This window comes from Litoreibacter janthinus, assembly GCF_900111945.1.
Classification (GTDB): domain Bacteria; phylum Pseudomonadota; class Alphaproteobacteria; order Rhodobacterales; family Rhodobacteraceae; genus Litoreibacter; species Litoreibacter janthinus.
In genome coordinates this window covers 2,338,593-2,358,482 of the sequence record NZ_FOYO01000001.1, presented here as the reverse complement: position 1 = coordinate 2,358,482, position 19,890 = coordinate 2,338,593, and the positions used below count along the sequence as shown (strand labels likewise).

The window sequence follows — 19,890 nt, the reverse complement described above, 5'->3', positions numbered from 1 at the left end:
CAAGCTCTTTTAGGAAGCTCTTTTCATGCGGGCGGCCCCATGGCAGGGTCGCCCGCATGACCGATACCTTATCTCAGCAGATTGCGTTTCTGAACGAAGCGGACAAATTGAAATCCGTTCTGCGCGGCACGACCCTTTGCGACGGGTCTCGACGCGAAAACTCTGGCGAGCACAGTTGGCATATCGCCCTTTACGCCATGGTTCTGGCCGAACATGCCACGCGCCCTGTAAACATCGACCGCGTGATCAAGATGCTCTTGCTCCACGATCTTGTAGAAATCGATGCTGGCGACAACCCCATTCACGGCGACCATGATCCGGCCAAAATGGCTGTGATTGAGCAAGCCGCTGCCGACCGGATTTTCGGGCTGCTTCCACTGAGGCAAAATCAACAGTTTCGCTCTCTATGGGAGGAATTCGAGGCCGCGGAAACCGATGACGCCATCTTCGCCAAATCCATAGATCGCGTGCAGCCCGTCATCGCCAACCTTGAGACTGGTGGCGGATCATGGACCGAATACAAGGTCTCAGCCGAACAGCTGGAGACACGTGTGGGTGTGAAGGTCCGGCGTGGCGCACCAGCGATTTGGGCGCACCTCAAGACGCGCATCGATACTTGGTTTGCCACTCATTAAACCTTTCCGCACAAATACGCGCCGCCACTCCGTATACAATTGCATACCGACTTCCCAAGAGGCCTAAGGTGCGCTATCACCAGCGCAATAGATTCCGCATTGGCAGGAGAAAACCATGTCCAAAATCAAGGTAGAGAACCCCGTCGTCGAGCTCGACGGCGATGAAATGACCCGCATCATCTGGGATTTCATCAAGAAGAAGCTGATCCTGCCTTATCTGGACCTTGACCTGAAATACTACGACCTCGGCATGGAAGCCCGTGACGACACCAATGACCAGATCACGATCGACGCCGCCGAAGCGATCAAAAAATTCGGTGTCGGCGTCAAATGCGCGACAATCACTCCTGATGAGGCCCGCGTCGAAGAATTCGGGCTCAAGCAAATGTGGCGTTCCCCCAACGGTACAATCCGCAACATCTTAGGCGGCGTTGTCTTCCGCGCCCCGATCATCTGCAAAAACGTGCCGCGTCTTGTGCCCGGCTGGACCCATCCGATCGTGATCGGCCGCCATGCGTTCGGGGACCAATACAAAGCCACCGATTTTCTGATGCCCGGGCCTGGCAAGCTGACGATGAAATTCGTTGGCGAAGACGGCACGACCATTGAACGCGAAGTCTTTGACGCCCCCTCCGCCGGTGTGGCCATGGGGATGTACAATCTCGACTCGTCCATCATCGACTTCGCCCGTGCATCCTTCAATTACGGGCTTAATGTTGGCTGGCCGGTTTATCTGTCGACCAAGAACACCATCCTGAAGGCCTATGACGGGCGCTTCAAAGACTTATTTCAGGAAATCTACGATGCCGAATTCAAGGCGCAGTTCGAAGAGGCTGGAATCTACTACGAGCACCGACTGATCGACGATATGGTGGCATCTGCAATGAAGTGGTCGGGCAAATTTGTCTGGGCCTGTAAGAACTATGATGGCGATGTGCAGTCCGATACCGTCGCCCAAGGTTTCGGCTCGCTTGGCTTGATGACCTCCGCGCTGATGACGCCGGATGGCAAGGTGGTCGAAGCAGAAGCCGCACATGGGACTGTGACCCGCCATTACCGTCAACATCAGAAAGGTGAGGCCACCTCGACCAATTCAATCGCATCAATCTATGCGTGGACTGGCGGCCTGAAGCACCGCGCCAAGCTCGACAACAACGCGCAACTTCAAACCTTTGTGGAAACGCTGGAGAAGGTCGTAGTTGATACGGTCGAAAGCGGCTTCATGACCAAAGATCTGGCATTGCTGGTCGGGCCTGACCAAAGATGGCTGACCACTGAAGGTTTCCTCGAGAAAATCGACGAGAACCTAAACAAGGCGATGTAATCCGTCGCATTTTTCGGTATCGCGAGCGGGCGCTTTGTTTCAACAGTGCGCCCGCTTCATATTTTACCGAGAAGAGTCATGGCCGAGCCGCACAAGCCCACAGATCACCGACTTCATGAAGACATTCAGGCCTTCGTGCTGGGCACTGGCCTGTGTGCACTTGGGATTGTGCTGTTCACCCATGCCGGTCTGATCGCGGGACAAACAGCGGGGCTCGCCGTGCTGCTCAGCTACATGTCCCCCTTTTCGTTCGGTCTGATCTTTTTCGTGGTGAACTTGCCGTTCTATGCGTTGGCACTGCTTCGGATGGGGCTCCGCTTTACGATGCGCAGTTTCGCGGCAGTGACATTGTTATCGCTGTGGGCAGAGTTTCTGCCGCATGTCTTGAAGATATCGTACATCCATCCGGGCGCCGCCGCGGTCTTGGGCGGCGCAGTATCGGGCATGGGGTTGATTATCATTTTCCGCCATGGGGGCAGCCTTGGCGGTATCGGCGTTCTCGGACTCTACCTACAGGACAAAATCAACGTGCAGGCCGGTTGGATTCAGCTTGGATTTGACGTCATCCTTTTTGCCATGGCGTTTTTGCTTCTTCCATGGCCGCAAGTCATGTGGTCTTTGTTGGGCGCGGTTGTGGTCAACCTGATTATCGGAGTGAACCACCGCAAGGACCGCTACACAGGACAATAGAGCTTCCGCATGCCACTGCATTATATCTACCTCTTTCTGGCGATCGTTTTCGAGACTATCGGCACCTCGGCCCTTCACGCCAGCGCGCAATTCACCAAGCTATGGCCCTCGGTCGTGGTTGTAATCGCCTACGCAGTTTCGTTTTACTTGCTTGCATTGACGTTGAAATATATGCCCGTCGGCATCATGTATGCGCTGTGGTCCGGCATCGGCATTGTGTGTATCGCAGCCATCGGCTGGCTCTACTTCGGCCAACGACTGGATCTTGCGGCAGTGGTCGGAATCTCACTGATCCTTGCTGGCATTTTGGTGATCAACATCTTTTCCTCCACGGCAACACATTGAGCATTACCGCGATCCTTTTGGCAGGGGGCGCGTCATCGCGGATGGGGACGCGAGACAAGCTGCTCGAAGATATTGATGGCACTCCCCTGCTCCGCCGACGTGCCGAGACCTGCCTTGCCTCAAACGTCGACGCGGTGCGCGTCGTATTGCCGCCGGATCGGGCAGAACGTGAGCAGGCTTTGTCGGGGCTGGAATTGGACATCGTTCACAATGACGGCTCCGCGCTTGGGATCTCACATTCCCTAAAGCGCGGATTTGCGGAATTGGGGACTGACGCCGCGTTAATCGTGTTGGCGGATCTACCGGATTTGACAGCAACAGACCTCAACAAACTCATCGACGCGGCGCGCGCGCATCCATTGGCCAAGGTTTTGCGCGGAGCAACTCTGGACGGTAAGGCCGGTCACCCTGTTTTGCTGAGACGCACTCTATTTTCCGAGATTGAGAGACTTGGAGGCGATGTAGGGGCCCAGCCCCTTTTCAAGCGCCATCAACGCGACACCGTTTTGGTCCCAATCGGACCGGCAGCACTGCGCGATCTCGACACGCCGGAGGACTGGGCCAGTTGGCGCGCGGACCAGAAAACCTAGGTTCGCTTGGGCGGGTGGCTTTAGCTTGAAATACGTAAAGAACCGCCCAATGAATGGGCGGCTCGTACTCGTTATAGTTGGCGGGCGCCCCAACTTCGGGGCACCCGCGCAGCTGCACTCTTATTTGAACAGAAGTCGCGCTTCGTGCTTTTTCAGTGTCAGACGAGCGGAGGCATATGCCTCGCGGCCAGCTTCACCCTGAAGCTCTGGGAAGAGTTCAAAGATCTCGTTCCGCTGAGCATTGCCGATCCCTTTCAGGCTGTAATCACCTGGCTGGAAGCTCTCGGTCCATGCACCGTTCGACAGAACAACCTCGTGGCTGTCGAACATGAAGTGGATGTAGGTCGTGCCCATCGAATTGATGGTCTGGACGCCTTCGGTCGGGTTCACCAAGTGCTTGGCCGAAACCAGAACTTCGTTTTCCTCGAAGTAGAGCGACACACGATCATTGTTGACCAGCATCCGGTGGTTCGGGCTGACCAGCATATCACGCTCTGGCAGACCATTCCCGAGCGACCCTTTTTGGATGCGCACTGGCTGCAGATGCGGGTTGGCTTGCAACTCGCGGCCATCCATGCGCTTGGCACCGATCCAGCGGATCTCTTGGATACCGTTGTCACGGGTGATGACCTTGTCACCCACCATCAGGTCTTCAACCAGAACCTCACCACGTGGTGTGGCAATCGAAGTCCCTGGTGTGAAGCAAGGCACGATCTGTTCGATTTCGGAGAATTCGAGCGTACCGATCACCGCGCCGCCGATCCCGTCAAGGAACTCGACAGTACCAGAGGTGGAGTTGCCGTCCGCATCAACCGTCTCGCCAACGATCCGCAGCGGGCCAGATCCTGTCAGGTCAAGGATGTCGAAGTCGTCAACATCACCTGGTGCTGTGGAGCCTGTACCGCCGTCGATCACGTCGCCGATACCGTCTTCCGCGCTGCTCACGATGATCGTGTCACGGTCGTCGCCACCAGAGATGGTGTCAGCACCTTGGCCACCTATCAACGTATCGTTGCCTGTTCCACCATCGATTGTGTCGTCGTCCACACCGCCGTCGATGTAGTCGTCGCCAGCGTCACCGTTCAGGATGTCGTCGTCATCGGCACCAAAGATGGTGTCGTTGCCGTTACCACCGTTGACCACGTCTTGGCCGTTGTTGGTCACCAGATCGCCATCCACATCTGCGATGTCGAGGTTGTCAGGCAGGCCAAGATCGGGGTCGATGCCCGCATAGATGGTGTCGTCGCCGTCACCACCGTCGATCGTGTCGGAGCCTTCGCCACCCACGATCCGGTCATCACCGTCACCACCGTCGATGGTGTCGTTATCCAAGCCGCCGTCGATCGTGTCGTTGCCGGTGCCACCGAAAATGGTGTCAGCGTCATCGCCGGTTTTGATCGTGTCGTTGCCTGCGCCTCCATCAACGAAGTCGATGTCGTCATTCGGGTTTGGATCGCTCGGGAACAGACCCGGGTAGCCCAGATCAGGCAATGGCGAGCCGCCAGATGTGTCGATAACATCGTCACCCTCACCGCCTTCGACGGTGTCGTTGCCGTCGCCGCCCGTGATGGTGTCGTTGCCGGAGCCGCCGCCCAGGATGTCATCCCCGTCGCCGCCATCAAGCACATCGTCCTGATTGCCGCCCCAGATGTCATCGTTGCCAGCGCCGCCGATCAACACGTCTTCGCCCTGATCGCCTTCGATCCGGTCGTCGCCGTCGCCGCCTTCTATGACGTCGTCGCCTTCTTGGCCGAACAACCTGTCATCGCCAGCACCGCCGTCGATGGTGTCATCTCCAGCCCCGCCGTTGACCAAATCATCGCCGTCGCCAGCATCCACGCTGTCGTTGCCGTCATTGCCGTCGATGTCGTCGTTGCCAGTGCCGCCCAAGATAGTATCGTCGTTGTTGCCGCCGATGATTTCATCGTCGCCTGCGCCACCATCCATCAAGTCAGTGCCCGGCCCACCTAGCAGCAGGTCGTCACCGTCTTCGCCGAACAGTTGGTCAGCGCCTTGACCCGCATCCAGCACATCGTCGCCGTCGCCGCCGTAGATGACGTCGTCACCTTCGCCGCCGGACAGGTAGTCGTCGCCTGCCTCGCCGTAGAGTGTGTCGTTGCCGTCTTCGCCATAGACCTCGTCGTTGCCTTCGCCAGCGAATACGGTGTCGTTGCCGTCACCTGCCAACACGATGTCGTCCTGTGGGCCTTCGCCCGGCAGGAATTCGTCGTTGTTGTCGATCATGTCGCCTTCCGGGTCATCCATGTAGTTGACATCAATCAGGTCATCGCCAGCGGTGCCTTCAACGATACCGTCATTGACCTTCACAGTGACAGTTGCGGTGTCGAAGCCGCCATTGCCGTCTGTGATGGTGTAGGTAATCGTTGCCACGCCACCGAAGTTGGCGTCTGGCGTGTAGGTCAGCGTGCCATCCGAGTTGATGGAGACATCGCCGAAATCAACAGACGCTTCGGTAACCGTCAGATCGTCGCCTTCTGGGTCAGTGTCATTGGCCAGAACCGGGATGACAACAGGTGTCACGTTATTGGTCGAGGCTTCATCATCCACCGCATCCGGACCATCGTTGACCGAACCGACAGTGACCGTGACGGTCGCTGTGTCGGTGCCGCCATTGCCGTCAGAGACGGTGTAGGTGATGGTCGTGTCGCCGTTGAAGTCAGGGTCCGGCGTGAAGGTGATCGTGCCGTTCGCGTTGATCACAACGTCGCCGTCTGGCGAGGTCGCTTCAGTCACGGTCAGGTCGTCGCCGTCCACATCGGTGTCGTTGCCGAGCACGTCGATGGTGACAGGCGCGTCCTCGTCAGTCGACGCGGTGTCATCATTGGCAACAGGATCGTCGTTCACCGGGTTCACAGTGACATTTACCGTCGCAGTGTCCTCGCCGCCGTTGCCGTCGGAGATCGTGTAGGTGATCGTGGTGTCGCCGTTGAAATTCTCGTCAGGCGTGAAGGTGATCGTCCCATCAGCGTTGATCACAACGTCGCCGTCTGGCGAGGTCGCTTCGGTCACGGTCAGGTCGTCGCCGTCCACATCGGTGTCGTTGCCGAGCACGTCGATGGTGACAGGCGCGTCCTCGTCGGTCGACGCGGTGTCATCATTGGCAACAGGATCGTCGTTCACCGGAGTGACCTCGATCGTGTGGATCGCCGTGTCTGTACCGCCGTTGCTGTCGGAGATTTCATACGAGATCGTCGCCGTCCCGTTGAAATTTGGCGCTGGCGTGAAGGTCACCGTGCCGTCGCCGTTGTTGACCAGCGTGCCTTGATCCGCAGGGACCGTGGCGTTGATGACTGTCAGGTCATCACCGTCGTCATCTGAGTCGTTGGCCAGCAGATCAACCGTGACCGGAGTGTCTTCGTCGGTCACATCGCTGTCGTCTCCGGCAACTGGGCCGTCATTTATTGCGCCAACTGAGACAACCGCCTGGCCTTCATCTTCACCGCCTTGTCCGTCAACAACCGTGTAGGTGATTGTCGCAGGGCCGTTGAAGTTTGGCGCAGGTGTGAAGGTCACCGTACCGTCGCCATTGTCGACAACTGTACCTTGGTCCGCAGGAACCGAGACGGAACCCACGCTCAGCGGGTCGCCATCAACGTCTGTGTCGTTGGAAATCAGGTCGATAGTGATCGGCTGGTCTTCATCCGTGGTCTCGATGTCGTCAACTGCGATCGGATCATCGTTCACCGGTGTTACAGTCACGACCACTTCACCGATATCCGCACCGCCGTTGCCGTCGGTGATACCATAGGTGATCGTCGCTTCGCCGTTGAAGTTTTCAGCAGGCGTGAACACCAACTTGCCGTCCACAACCTCAACAGTGCCCTGATCAGCTGGAACAGTGGCAGTTGTGATGCTCAGCGCGTCACCTTCAGTGTCAAAGTCGTTGTCCAACACGTCGATGGTGACCGGCGTGTCTTCGTCCGTTGTTGCCGTGTCATCGACAGCCTGAGGGCCGTCATTTACGCCGATAACCTCGACATTCACAACCGCTTCGCCGCTGTCTTCACCGCCTTGGCCGTCCTGGACCGTGTAGGTGATTTGCGCGGGGCCCGTGTAGTTCGGGGCCGGAGTGAAGGTCACTGTGCCATCGCCATTATCGACGACCGTGCCTTGCTCAGGCGGAACCGAAACGGTGCCGATGTTCAACGGATCGCCGTCAACGTCTGTGTCGTTGCCGATCAGGTCGATAACAACGGCTTCGTCCTCGAAGGTTTCAGCAATATCATCAACCGCCACCGGAGCGTCGTTCACCGGGGTCACATGAACCACGTGGATCGCTGTGTCCGTGCCGCCGTTTCCGTCGGAGATCGAGTAGCTGATGGTTGCAGTGCCGTTGAAGTTTTCGGCAGGTGTGAACACCACTTGGTTGCCCACAATCTCTACTGTCCCTTGCTCTACAGGAACAGTTGCGCCGGTCACTGTCAGGTCGTCGTTCTCTGTGTCCGTATCGTTGGCCAGAACATCAACCGTGATCGGTGTGTCCTCATCCGTGGTGCTCTCGTCGTTGACCGCATCGGGTGCATCGTTGACCGAACCGACAGTGACCGTGACGGTCGCTGTGTCGGTGCCGCCATTGCCGTCAGAGACGGTGTAGGTGATGGTCGTGTCGCCGTTGAAGTCAGGGTCCGGCGTGAAGGTGATCGTGCCGTTCGCATTGATCACAACGTCGCCGTCTGGCGAGGTCGCTTCAGTCACGGTCAGGTCGTCGCCGTCCACATCGGTGTCGTTGCCGAGCACGTCGATGGTGACAGGCGCGTCCTCGTCAGTCGACGCGGTGTCATCATTCGCAACAGGATCGTCGTTCACGGCTTCAACCGTAACAGCAACGGTTGCTGTGTCGGTGTTCCCCGCTTCATCTTCAATCGTATAGGTGATCGTGGTGTCACCGTTGAAGTTCTCATCAGGGGTAAAGGTGATCGTCCCATCAGCGTTGATCACAACGTCGCCGTCTGGCGAGGTCGCCTCGATCACGGTCAGATCATCATTCTCAGGATCCGTATCGTTGCCCAGTACGTCGATTATGACGCTGTCATCTTCGTCGACCGTTGCCGAGTCATCATTCGCGTCAGGGCCTAAGTTTACGGGCTCGCCGATGATTTTTTCAATCTCAGAGAATTGAAGCGAGCCAGTCACGTTACCATCGCCATCAAGGAATTCGACCGTACCAGATGTGGAATTCCCATCAGAATCTACGGTTTCGTTCACGATCCTAAACGGGCCTTCGCCTGTCAGATCCAGAATGTCGAAATCATCGCCACCGCTGCCGCCGTCAACAACATCGCCGTCTGTACCGCCAATGATGGTATCACGATCGTAGTCGCCAGAAATATTGTCCGCCCCGTCACCACCGGACAGAGTGTCATTTCCTTTGCCGCCTATGAGAGTGTCATCACCCGCGCCACCGAAGAGCTCATCGTCATCATACTTGCCGTCGAGAATGTCGTCGCCGTCGCCGCCTTCAAGGCGGTCGTTACCCTTGCCGCCGTCAAGATTATCGTTCCCGTCTCCTCCAAGCAGCGTATCGTCGCCGTAATCGCCCTTCAGATCATCATCGCCAGCTCCGCCGTCCAAAATGTCGTTGCCTTCGCCGCCGTCCAACTCGTCATTGCCGGAGCCGCCATCCAAAGTGTCGTCGCCATCTTCGCCTTCAAGCTTGTCATCACCGCCTTCACCAAAAATGGTGTCATTGCCGTAACCACCTTTAAGCTCATCGTTTCCATCTTCGCCGTCATCGACCACCGGAACGTCGTGATAAATATCGGTTACATTGATGCCCGTATTATTGGACCCATCTTGAACGTGGATGATCTCTATGCGGCTAACTGGGCCAGGAATGTCGACCAAGAGCGAATACTGTGGTGAGTCGTCGTCTTGATAACCACCCTTGCTGTCGGCCGTATCGGCGCCAGCAACGGAATCAGTATCTAGAAGCGTCAATTTGCTTCCACCAACCAAATTGACGGTGATTGGATTTCCTGATGCGTCATAGGCGCGAACAGTTACGACGCCATCGCCGTCGATATCGTTAATTCTAAAAGAAACATTCTCGACTGGTGCAGAGTATTCTATGCGGTAAGCGGTGTCGTTGCCCTCACCGTTTGTGACAGAGTAGAGCGACGCGTCGTCGTCGATAGTTTCACCACCGGAATTGATGCCCGAAACGAGCTGGTCATCATTCTCAAAACCAGTTTCGGCACTCCCCTCTTCGGTTAGAATAGAGAATGTAACATCGACGGAGCCCGTGTTTTGAGTGAACCCGGTCTCAATGTCGCTTTTGTCTTCATACCAGCTGAGGTGCTCGCGCACAGAAGCGCCGGCCCCTGGCCCAGCGTAATTGCTGTCACCATAGATCACGTCGTCGCCCGCGCCACCGTCGACCTTGTCGTCGCCGGAGCCCGCATAAACTTCGTCGTTGCCTTCGCCGGATTTAATGTCGTCGTCGCCACCGAATGCATCAACGATATCGTCATTCGGGCCCTCGCCCGGAAGGATTTCGTCGTTGGCGTCAATCATGTCGCCCTCTGGGTCGCCGTCATAGCCCGCATCAATGACGTCTGCGCCGGCAGAACCTTCTACAATACCATCAAGCTCGTCGGCGGCTTCAGGAGTCACGTAGCAGATGTTATCGATCGCACCGGAGCCACACAGCTCCACTTCCATGCGCGCAACGCCGTCTGTGTTTACGTTCACGGTGACTTGGCCGTTATTGCTTGTGCATGGGATCTGGATGGTTTTGATCAGCTGTCCGGCTTCGTTGTAAAGACGCACTGTGCCGCCTTCTTCAACGTCCAGAGCGCGGAAGTTCACAACATCGGAAGGCTCGTCGAACTCAAAGATGAATTTGCCGCCGCCTGCATTGTCATCGGGGTCGTTGCTGTCGCCGTCTTCAGACAGGATCAGGACGTTGCCCAGATTGTTTGTGTGCAGGTCGGAGTCGCCACCGGTCGGGTTATCTGTATCGAACACCATAGGAGGGGTCGACGGGTTGCCCGAACTGATCGTAACCCCATTGCTGTAATATTGGCCGTTGACGATGTCACCGGCTTGCAGGTCTTCAAACGTAAGCAGAACGTTAGGCATTTTCAGTCTCCTATGACTTCACAGACATCGGTCGATGCGCAACCGACCCCATGAATTCGACAAACTCGTGAGCGCGCACGTGTGAGATCTTTCCAGAGGTAAAAACTGCGCTTAACGCAGTCAAAACACCCATCAGTAGAATAGCTTCGACCATGAATTTCCCCTCGGCGTTGCGCAGTTCGATCTCACCCGTGATTGAGCAAAGACGCCAAAAACAGCGGCCACACTCCAACGCGGTGCCAAACAAGGGGATAAAGCGGGCCATTTAGGCCCTGTGTCCGTGACGTTTTACGTTCTGCGCCCGTTCAAAGAGAACGAGCCACGCAAGCGATCACACGACTTCCCTCGCATCCGGCAGAGATGCGTTATCGTGCGGCCGCCCCCGTGGCCTATGTCTTTACCCCCCAGTTGGGCATGGCTCAGTGATACCGCCTCGCCATCGCGTCAAAAAGCGAAAACTCTTAGAATCGACACAGAAATGCCCACTTTCGTGACGCGAAAGAAAATTTCAGAAATTGTTTCCGCTACGTTAACCAATTGATCCCTTGGTCCAAGCGCGCTCGAGACATCTGAATATTCGGATACGCGAAATTTGGCCGATCTGCGAGTTTTCTATTATTTTCGGGGAATTAGGAAGGTTTTGTTTAGGATGACGTAACTTTTGATCTGCCAAACTGACGCTGAATGGAGCGACTTCCACAGGGTAAGTGAATCCATACTTGTCGGCTCAATCACGGTTACGAATCCAAATATTTTCCCCGGTCGAAACGATGATACAATCGACCGGATTTCCTTCGACTGTTCGAGAAATGTCGTAAATAGCCAAGTTTTTGATTCGCATCAGCAAAAGCTGCCGCTAGGGCAGGCTATCGTGTGGCGGGTCTATTAATTCCAATCTGGAAACAATCCTTACAATCGCCTCTGATTAAGCTTCAAATTTCGGCCTTGCCCGATTTTTGACACATTTTCTCCACAGGTCAGAGCCCAAGCTGCGCGCGTGAGCAACCCGCCCTCTTGAGCAGGCGAGAGCGGCAGTTTTCACGACACAATACATGACTAAAAAGAAGGTTTGGTACCCGAGGTCGGACTCGAACCGACACGCCTCGCGGCAACGGATTTTGAATCCGTCGCGTCTACCATTCCGCCACTCGGGCCCCTTGTCTCTTACGGATGGCGCGGTAGCCGCCACCAGAGGTGCGTGCGGTGTAGCCAATGCAATCGGGCGCGTCAATTCGTCGAACGCGATATCGGTAAGTTTTTGAAATTTCCTGCGCACGCTCTAAGTTTTGAACCAGATAGGGAGTATCCTACATGCGCGCCTTTTTTGCCCTCCTCGCCACCTTCTTAGTGTCAGCAAACGCAGCGCTGGCCTTCACTTTTCCCAGCATTGATGGCGGGAACATCGATCTTGATGCCTGGAAGGGCCGTCCTGTGCTGATCGCAAATACCGCATCTCTTTGCGCCTACACGCCCCAATATGACGGATTACAGGCACTTTATGACGCCTACAAAGACAAAGGCCTGATTGTACTGGCCGTGCCGTCCGACGATTTCAAACAGGAACTTGCCAGCGCAGATCAGGTCAAGGAATTCTGCGCGGTGAACTTCAACCTGAACCTTCCGATGACGATGGTGACCAAAGTGCGCGGCAGCCAAGCCCACCCTTTCTATAAAGACGTGAAGGCCAAAACCGGTTTCGCCCCGCGCTGGAACTTCAACAAGGTGCTGCTCGATCAAAACGGCAATGTGGTCGCGACCTTTGGCTCTAACGCCAAACCAATGGGTGCAAGCATTCGCAGCCAGATCGACGCCTTGCTGGCAGGCTCTTAGAACATCACCGACACAAGCCACAGAGTGATGCTTGGGAATGCCACAAGTACCGCGACACGCACCAGATCAGAGGCAACGAAGGGCAGCACGCCGCGATAGGTCTGCGAGATCGGAATATCGCGCCCGACCTGATTGATGATGAACAGGTTCATCCCTACAGGCGGCGTGATCAATCCGACCTCGACGACAATCAGGGTCAGCACGCCGAACCAGATTGCGGTGTTCTCCGCCCCCAGCCCGAAATCCAGTGCCTCAATGATCGGGAAGAAGATTGGGATGGTCAGCAGGATCATCGAAAGGCTGTCCATCATGCAACCAAATACCAAATAGCAAAGCAACATCGCCAGCAAAACGGTCATCGGGGCGAAGCCCTGCCCCATCACCCATTCCGCCATTGCCTGCGGGGCCTGCGTGAAGGCAAGGAACGAGTTGAAAACTTGCGCGCCAAAAATGATCAGGAAGATCATGGCAGAGGCTTGGGCCGTCTCCAAAATGGACGCCTTAAATTCCTCCCACCCCAGCGTTCGCGTGGCCGCTCCATATAATCCCGTTGCGACAGCTCCGACCGCTGCACCCTCTGTTGGAGTGAATAACGCCTGAACGCCGGGTTTGAACCAGTTCCAGTCCGCGGCGATGCCGCCCATCACAAGCACGAAGATCAAGACAACCGGCCACACACCGACAAGCGTTCGAAGGCGGGCGCGGATCGGTTTGCGCTCTGCCACAGGTCCAGAGCCCGGGCGCACGCGCACATAAATCGCGACGGTCAGCATATACCCCAAAGCTGCCAAGATGCCGGGAACCAGTGCTGCGATGAACATTTTGACGATGTTCTGTTCGGTCAGGATAGCGTAGATCACCAATATGATCGAAGGCGGGATCAGTATTCCCAAAGTGCCACCCGCCGCCAGAACCCCTGTGCTCAGCGCATCCGAGTAGCCGCGCTTGCGCATTTCGGGCAAGGCCACCTGCCCCATGGTGCTGGCCGTAGCCAGTGACGATCCACACACGGCCCCAAACCCCGCACACGCGCCAACGGCGGCCATCGCCACACCACCCTTGCGGTGCCCAAGCCAATCGGACGCGGCATTGAACAATGCCGAGCTCATCCCTGATTTGGTGGCAAACTGCCCCATCAGTAAAAACAGGGGGACGATGGTCAATGAATAGCTGGAGAACGTGTCATAAGTCAGCGTCTTCATCTGGCTGAGTGTTGCGGATGGTCGCCCAAGAACGATCCATGTTCCGATGAACCCTGCCGCGAACATCGCAGCGGCGATCGGGATACGCAGGAAGATGCCCAGTAACATCACCCCGAAACCTGAAAGGGCCAGTTCCAAACCGCTCATAGGGCTGGCTCCTGCCCTGACAAAAGCCAGTTGAGTGCGCGCCAAACAGTGTAGAGGCTCACAATAAAAAACAACGCCGCCCCGATTGTGGCTAGACCGTAGGGTATCCACACCGGCAACTCCAATTCATAGGTTGTCTCAGGATAGTAAGGCCGCGCGCCCATCCTAAAGACATCGCGAAAGACGTCAGAGCCGTAGGGGAATTTCTCTGCAAACCCGAGGTAGAGCCGCCATAAAATCAGCGAGGAAACGACGGAGATGGCGACGTCTCCAAGCAATCCGAAAAAAGCTTTCGCCCGCTTGGACATCTGGTTGACCAGCACATCGACCGTCACGTGTCCGCGTCTGAGTTGGCACCAAGGCAGAAATGCGAAGATGGCAATGGCGCAACTGGTTTCGACCAGCTCGAAATCTCCCCGCACAGGACCAAGGCCCGCGAACAGGAAAAACCGCCCAATAATAGAAGCCACGGTGACCAGTGCCGCGGCGACGAGGATGAGCCCGCCGCCATAAGCCAGCGCACGGCACGCCCACTCCAGCGCCCGTCCGACTCGGGCCTCCAAGTTTGCGGCTAAGGCCATTATGCTCCCTCTAAGCTGCGCGCACCGACACGATCAGCGCGGACCTATACTGTCCAAGCCTAGAAATACAGAGGTTTTGCTTTCGCCATGATGCGCGCGAAGGATGAATGCTATTCCTTACAACCGGTCGGTTCCGAATGTGTCGCAGGCCTGTATCGATGCTTTCTCATAGCCTGTCGCGAACCAGCGTTGCCGTTGTTCGGACGTGCCGTGGGTAAAACTATGCGGGTTCGGTCTGCGACCGGCGTTGCGCTGCAATGTATCGTCGCCAATTTGCTTGGCAGCGTTGATGGCCTCCTTCAGATCACCTTTCTCCAGCGAGTTGAACCTCGCTTGGGCATAGCGCGCCCAGACACCGGACAGACAATCCGCCTGCAATTCGATCCTGACAGAAATGGCGTTGCTTTCGGCCTGCCCGACCTGTTGACGAATTTTGTTGGCCTGCCCCAGAATGCCCAGTTCATCTTGAACGTGGTGTGCAATTTCGTGGGCCACGACATAAGCCGCTGCGAAGTCGCCTGAGGCGCCCATGCGGCGCGACAAGGTCGTGAAGAACTCGGTATCCAGATAGGCTTTGTTGTCGGCTGGGCAGTAGAACGGCCCAGAGGCACCCGAAGCGCCACCGCACGGGCTTTGCGTGCCACCTTTAAACAGGACGAGCGTCGCAGGCTCATAGGGCCGCCCTACCTGCTTGTCGAAAATTTCAGCCCATACTTCTTCGGTATCGGCGAGCACAACCGATACGAACTCGCCAGCCTGTTTGTCCGCTTCGGTGATCTCCCCGCCGCCGGATGCGACCTGCCCGCCACCTGCGTTCTGCAGTAAAGGCGTGACGTCCACACCAAGGAAATAGCCGATCACCAGCACCGCGATGATGCCCACGCCGCCAATGCCACCAGCCTTGCCGCCACGGCTCATGCCGGTTTGCATACGGCGATCTTCGATGTTACGGCTGCTCCGCCGGCCTTTCCAACGCATTTGAGCGCTCCTCTTGCTGGACTTAGGGGCCGGTTCAGGCCATGGTGCATTGAAGGCAAAACGAACCCTTTTGGCAACCGACAACAATAAGTTGGGGCGCAGAAGGCGAAGCAGGATCCAAAATGAAGCGTCTCTATAATTGGACTCTGTCCTTGGCGGACCATCCTTATGCGATGTGGGCCCTTGTGATTGTGGCCTTCGCAGAAAGCTCTTTCTTTCCTATTCCCCCTGACCTTCTGATGATTCCGATGATTATTGCACGCCCGAACAAGGCGTTCGTGATCGCGGGTTTGGCCATGGCCGCGTCGGTTATCGGCGGGCTTCTAGGCTATGCGATTGGCGCGTTGGCCTTCGAGCAAATCGGCCGACCGATTCTTGAGGCTCTAGGCAAAGCCGATGCCGCGGCCGAGTTTAATACGCGTTTCAATGACATGGGGTTCTGGCCGGTGCTGATCGCAGGACTGACCCCCTTCCCCTATAAGGTTATAACGATCATGTCGGGCTGGACGGGGATGCCTTTGGGTACGTTTCTTGTGGCGTCAATCGTCGCCCGCGGAGGCCGGTTCTTTATCGTGGCCGCCCTGTTGTGGAAATTCGGCGACCCGATCCGCGGCTTTATTGAAAAGCGGCTCGGGCTCACGCTGACTCTCTTTCTCGCCATCCTGCTGGGTGGCTTTGCTTTGGTGAGGTTCTTATGAGCATGTCTCGCACTCAAATCGTAACCACCGCTGCTGGCGGTTCTGCGCTGCTTCTTGCGGGGGCATTTCTGTTTCAGATGTTGGGCTATCCGCCCTGCACCCTTTGCATCTGGCAACGCTGGCCACATGCAATTGCTTTCGTCATCGGGATCGCTTTTCTGGTCATACCAAGCCGCATCCTAGCCGTACTGGGGAGCTTGGCCGTTGCCACCTCTGGCTTCATCGGGGTTTACCATGCCGGGGTCGAGCAGAAATGGTGGCAAGGCCCGACAACCTGCACATCTGGCGATATTTCCAATCTGACCCCGGAGCAATTGTTGGAGCAGATCATGGCTGCGCCCTTGGTCCGTTGCGACGAAATCCCTTGGGCGCTGGCTGGAATTTCCATGGCTGGTTGGAACGCGATTATCTCGCTTTTTCTGGCGGGCATCTGGTTAGTAGCCGCCCGCCGCTTTTCCTAATGCACATAGAATTCTTGCACGACATTGCGCCACTCACCTGGTCCGATCAGTTTGCGGTGTGTAAACCGAACCGAGTGGAGCGGACCTTCGATTTCATCCTGCCAGAACTCGATAAACCCGAATAACTTGGGATAGTCAGGCGCAAGATCGTAATCCTGCCAGACAAAGCTGTTCAAGATGCTCTGATGATCTGGCAGTCGGTAGAACATTTCTGCCGTGGTTAACCCATAACCCTGAAGCATCAGTTCGGTCTCGGATCGGGGCATTTTCACCTCCATTTTCAGACACTGCTCCTAGATGCTGGCAGAACAAATGGAAAAATCAACAAAAACATGATGTTGGCACTTTACCGCAGTGGCTGACAAGGCAATCGGTCCGCACCCATTGCACCCTAAACCTAGGTTGGGTTATAGTGCGCTCAACTAAATATAGACGCCAAGAAGCGCATCCAACTCGAGATCGGACCCAACGTGAGCGACACGCCGGAAACCCCTGAAAACGAAGAAGAAAACACACCGTTCCGCATGCATCATGACGGACCGCAGATCAACATCTCGGATGAGATGAAGACCTCCTTCCTCGAATACGCAATGAGCGTGATTATTTCGCGGGCGATTCCTGATCTGCGTGATGGCCTGAAGCCTGTGCACCGACGTATCCTCTACGCGATGCACGAGACCGGCAACACGCACGACAAATCCTATAAAAAGTCAGCCCGCCCGGTTGGCGACGTCATGGGTAAATATCACCCCCACGGCGACAGCGCCATTTACGACGCGCTTGTGCGTATGGCGCAGGATTTCTCGATGTCGCTGCCTTTGCTGGATGGTCAGGGCAACTTCGGCTCCATGGATGGCGATAACGCCGCCGCCATGCGATATACCGAAGTGCGCATGGACAAGCCTGCTGGCGCGTTGTTGGCGGATATCGAAAAAGACACAGTCGACTTTCAGGACAACTATGACGGTAAAGACCGTGAACCAACGGTTCTGCCCGCCCGCTTCCCGAACATGTTGGTCAATGGTGCTGGCGGTATCGCGGTCGGTATGGCGACCAACATTCCGCCACACAACTTGGGTGAGGTGATCGACGCAACGCTTGCCCTGATCGAAAGCCCTGATCTGGACGAACACCAGCTGATGGAATACGTCCCCGCCCCCGACTTCCCCACAGGTGGCGTCATCTTGGGCCGCAGCGGGGCGATCAAAGCCTACACCGAGGGGCGCGGCTCTGTCATCGTGCGCTCCAAGACGCACGTCGAAGAAATCCGCAAAGACCGCTTCGCGATCGTGATAACCGAAATTCCCTATCAGGTGAACAAGGCCACGATGATCGAGCGGATTGCAGAGACTGCCCGCGACAAGAAGATCGAAGGCATTAGTCACGTTCAAGACGAATCTGATCGGGTCGGCGTACGTGTCGTCGTCGAGCTGAAGCGCGACGCAACAGCCGAAGTTGTGCTGAACCAGTTGTTCCGCTTCACCCCGATGCAAACCAGCTTTGCTTGCAACATGCTGGCTCTGAATGGCGGCAAGCCCGAGCAACTGACCCTGCGCACCTTCCTGACCAACTTCATCGCCTTCCGCGAGGAAGTCGTCGCCCGTAGAACGGCGTTCGAGTTGCGCAAGGCTCGTGAGCGCAGCCATATTTTGTGCGGCCTCGCCGTTGCCGTTACCAATATTGACGAAGTCGTCGCGACCATCCGGTCGTCGCAAGATGCAGCCGAAGCGCGCCATCGCCTGATGACACGCGCATGGCCTGCCGCAGATATCGCGCAGTATATCCGCCTGATTGACGACCCGACCCACACCGTGAACGATGATGGGACTTACCACCTGTCCGAGACCCAAGCCCGCGCCATTCTGGAACTGCGGCTTCAGCGCCTCACCCAGATCGGCGTCAAAGAGGTCACGGACGAGTTGGAAGAACTTGCCAAGAAGATTACCGAATACCTCGCCATCCTGCGCTCTCGCGAGCGGATTATGGAGATCATCAGCAACGAGCTGACCGAGGTCAAAGACCAGTTCGCCGTCCCACGTCGCACCGAGATCGTGGAATGGTCCGGCGATATGGAAGACGAAGATCTGATCGAAAAAGAAGACATGGTCGTCACGATCACCCAATCGGGCTGGATCAAACGCACCCCGCTGGCTGAATTCCGCGCGCAACGCCGTGGTGGCAAGGGCCTGTCGGGCATGTCGACCAAAGATGATGACGTGGTGACGCAACTGTTCGTGGCGAACACCCATACGCAGCTTTTGTTCTTCACCACAGACGGTATGGCTTACAAGCTGAAGACATGGCGCCTGCCCCAAGGCGGTCGCACCGCTAAAGGTAAAGCTATCGTCAATATCCTTCCGATCCCGACCGGCGTTTCCATTGCGGCCATCATGCCCGTGGACCGCGACGAGAAAGAATGGGGCGATCTGCAAATCGTCTTTGCCACCACTGCGGGCGACGTGCGCCGCAACGCGCTGTCGGACTTCACCAATGTCATGCGCAACGGCAAAATCGCGATGAAGCTGCCCGAGGGCGTAGAGCTGGTGAACGCCCGTATCTGTGACGAAAACGACGACGTTATGCTAATCACCAATGCGGGCCGAGCGATCCGCTTCTCCTCGACCGATGTGCGGGTGTTCTCGTCGCGCAACTCGACTGGTGTGCGTGGTATCCGGCTCAAAGATGGACAGCGCGTCGTCTCTATGTCGGTCATTCGACACTTCGAGGCTGACCCGTCCGAGCGTACTGCGTATTTGAAAATGCGCCGTGCTATCATGGGCTTGTCGGACGATGCTGAAGTTGAAGATGAAGAAGCACCAGCAGGTGACATCAGCCCAGAACGCTACGCCGAGATGTCTGCCTATGAGGACCTGATCCTGACAATCACCAAAGGCGGCGCAGGCAAACTTAGCTCCTCCCATGATTATCCGGTGCGTGGTCGCGGCGGCATGGGTGTCACAGCAATGGACAAGGCCATGCGCGGCGGCGAGATTATCGCGTCTTTTCCCGTAGAGATGAGCGATCAGATTATGCTCGCCACCTCTAAGGGTCAGTCGATCCGTTGCCCTGTAGACGGCATCTCCTTCCGCTCCCGCTCGGCGGGGGGCGTCAAGGTCTTTGACACCGGCAAAGGGGAAGAAGTCGTATCGGTCGCATGGATCGCAGACCAAAGTGACGAGGAAACCGACGCCGACATCAACGGTGACGAAAGCCCTGCCGAGGAAAGCTAACCGGCCCATCCTTCAATTCTAATGGCCGCCTCTCTGGGGTGGCCATTTTGCTTTTGTGCTTAACCACACGCTGCGCTA

15 protein-coding genes and 1 tRNA gene are annotated in these 19,890 nt (G+C 56.6%); 9 read left to right on the top strand and 7 right to left on the bottom strand.

What is annotated here, in order from left to right:
• Nucleotides 1–56 precede the first annotated feature (56 nt).
• The 5 genes from BM352_RS11815 (at nucleotide 57) to BM352_RS11795 (ending at nucleotide 3,584) form a co-directional block, all read left to right on the top strand.
• A complete protein-coding gene (locus BM352_RS11815) occupies nucleotides 57–635 on the top strand; it encodes an HD domain-containing protein (protein WP_090217014.1) in 579 nt (192 codons plus the stop codon).
• 115 nt (nucleotides 636–750) lie between these two features.
• Nucleotides 751–1,959, top strand: a complete 1,209-nt coding sequence (locus BM352_RS11810) for an NADP-dependent isocitrate dehydrogenase (RefSeq protein ID WP_090217011.1) — start codon at nucleotides 751–753, stop codon at nucleotides 1,957–1,959.
• Nucleotides 1,960–2,037: 78 nt separating this feature from the next.
• Complete coding sequence (locus BM352_RS11805) at nucleotides 2,038–2,649, top strand: YitT family protein (protein ID WP_090217009.1); 612 nt, start codon at nucleotides 2,038–2,040, stop codon at nucleotides 2,647–2,649.
• Nucleotides 2,650–2,658: 9 nt separating this feature from the next.
• Nucleotides 2,659–2,994 (top strand): SMR family transporter, encoded by a 336-nt coding sequence (locus BM352_RS11800; protein ID WP_090217006.1) that lies wholly within the window; start codon nucleotides 2,659–2,661, stop codon nucleotides 2,992–2,994.
• Complete coding sequence (locus BM352_RS11795; RefSeq protein ID WP_245780979.1) at nucleotides 2,991–3,584, top strand: nucleotidyltransferase family protein; 594 nt, start codon at nucleotides 2,991–2,993, stop codon at nucleotides 3,582–3,584. Before BM352_RS11800 ends, BM352_RS11795 begins: the two co-directional genes overlap by 4 nt.
• A 120-nt stretch (nucleotides 3,585–3,704) precedes the next feature.
• Here the strand turns inward: BM352_RS11795 and BM352_RS18800 are convergent, their stop codons facing one another.
• The 3 genes from BM352_RS18800 to BM352_RS11750 form a co-directional block, all read right to left on the bottom strand.
• Complete coding sequence (locus BM352_RS18800; RefSeq protein ID WP_139229827.1) at nucleotides 3,705–10,685, bottom strand: cadherin-like domain-containing protein; 6,981 nt, start codon at nucleotides 10,683–10,685, stop codon at nucleotides 3,705–3,707.
• Between the two features lie 10 nt (nucleotides 10,686–10,695).
• Nucleotides 10,696–10,950 (bottom strand): hypothetical protein, encoded by a 255-nt coding sequence (locus BM352_RS11755; RefSeq protein ID WP_090217001.1) that lies wholly within the window; start codon nucleotides 10,948–10,950, stop codon nucleotides 10,696–10,698.
• A gap of 805 nt (nucleotides 10,951–11,755) precedes the next feature.
• Nucleotides 11,756–11,839: transfer RNA gene (locus tag BM352_RS11750), tRNA-Leu, on the bottom strand.
• A 157-nt stretch (nucleotides 11,840–11,996) separates the two neighbouring features.
• Between BM352_RS11750 and BM352_RS11745 the strand changes: the two genes are divergently transcribed.
• Nucleotides 11,997–12,515 carry a glutathione peroxidase gene (locus tag BM352_RS11745; RefSeq protein WP_090216998.1) on the top strand — a complete coding sequence of 173 codons (519 nt, stop codon included), beginning with the start codon at nucleotides 11,997–11,999 and terminating at the stop codon, nucleotides 12,513–12,515.
• On the opposite strand, the gene BM352_RS11740 is transcribed toward BM352_RS11745, so the two are convergent.
• From BM352_RS11740 to ypfJ, 3 genes are all read right to left on the bottom strand, one after another.
• On the bottom strand, nucleotides 12,512–13,864 hold the full coding sequence (locus tag BM352_RS11740) for a TRAP transporter large permease (RefSeq protein WP_090216995.1): 1,353 nt from the start codon (nucleotides 13,862–13,864) through the stop codon (nucleotides 12,512–12,514). The genes BM352_RS11745 and BM352_RS11740 overlap by 4 nt on opposite strands.
• Nucleotides 13,861–14,445 carry a TRAP transporter small permease gene (locus BM352_RS11735; RefSeq protein WP_090216993.1) on the bottom strand — a complete coding sequence of 195 codons (585 nt, stop codon included), beginning with the start codon at nucleotides 14,443–14,445 and terminating at the stop codon, nucleotides 13,861–13,863. The genes BM352_RS11740 and BM352_RS11735 overlap by 4 nt, the downstream gene beginning before the upstream one ends.
• Before the next feature lie 117 nt (nucleotides 14,446–14,562).
• Nucleotides 14,563–15,423 carry a KPN_02809 family neutral zinc metallopeptidase gene (gene ypfJ / locus BM352_RS11730; protein ID WP_090216991.1) on the bottom strand — a complete coding sequence of 287 codons (861 nt, stop codon included), beginning with the start codon at nucleotides 15,421–15,423 and terminating at the stop codon, nucleotides 14,563–14,565.
• A gap of 122 nt (nucleotides 15,424–15,545) precedes the next feature.
• Here ypfJ and BM352_RS11725 point away from each other — a divergent pair, with 122 nt between their 5' ends.
• Nucleotides 15,546–16,121, top strand: a complete 576-nt coding sequence (locus tag BM352_RS11725) for a YqaA family protein (RefSeq protein WP_090216988.1) — start codon at nucleotides 15,546–15,548, stop codon at nucleotides 16,119–16,121.
• A 2-nt stretch (nucleotides 16,122–16,123) separates the two neighbouring features.
• Nucleotides 16,124–16,582, top strand: a complete 459-nt coding sequence (locus BM352_RS11720; RefSeq protein WP_175500671.1) for a disulfide bond formation protein B — start codon at nucleotides 16,124–16,126, stop codon at nucleotides 16,580–16,582.
• Here the strand turns inward: BM352_RS11720 and BM352_RS11715 are convergent.
• Complete coding sequence (locus BM352_RS11715; RefSeq protein WP_090220208.1) at nucleotides 16,579–16,848, bottom strand: usg protein; 270 nt, start codon at nucleotides 16,846–16,848, stop codon at nucleotides 16,579–16,581. The two genes, BM352_RS11720 and BM352_RS11715, sit on opposite strands and share 4 nt — an antisense overlap.
• Nucleotides 16,849–17,052: 204 nt before the next feature.
• On the opposite strand from BM352_RS11715, the gene gyrA reads away from it, so the two are divergent.
• Nucleotides 17,053–19,812 (top strand): DNA gyrase subunit A, encoded by a 2,760-nt coding sequence (gyrA, locus tag BM352_RS11710; protein ID WP_175500670.1) that lies wholly within the window; start codon nucleotides 17,053–17,055, stop codon nucleotides 19,810–19,812.
• Nucleotides 19,813–19,890: the final 78 nt, after the last annotated feature.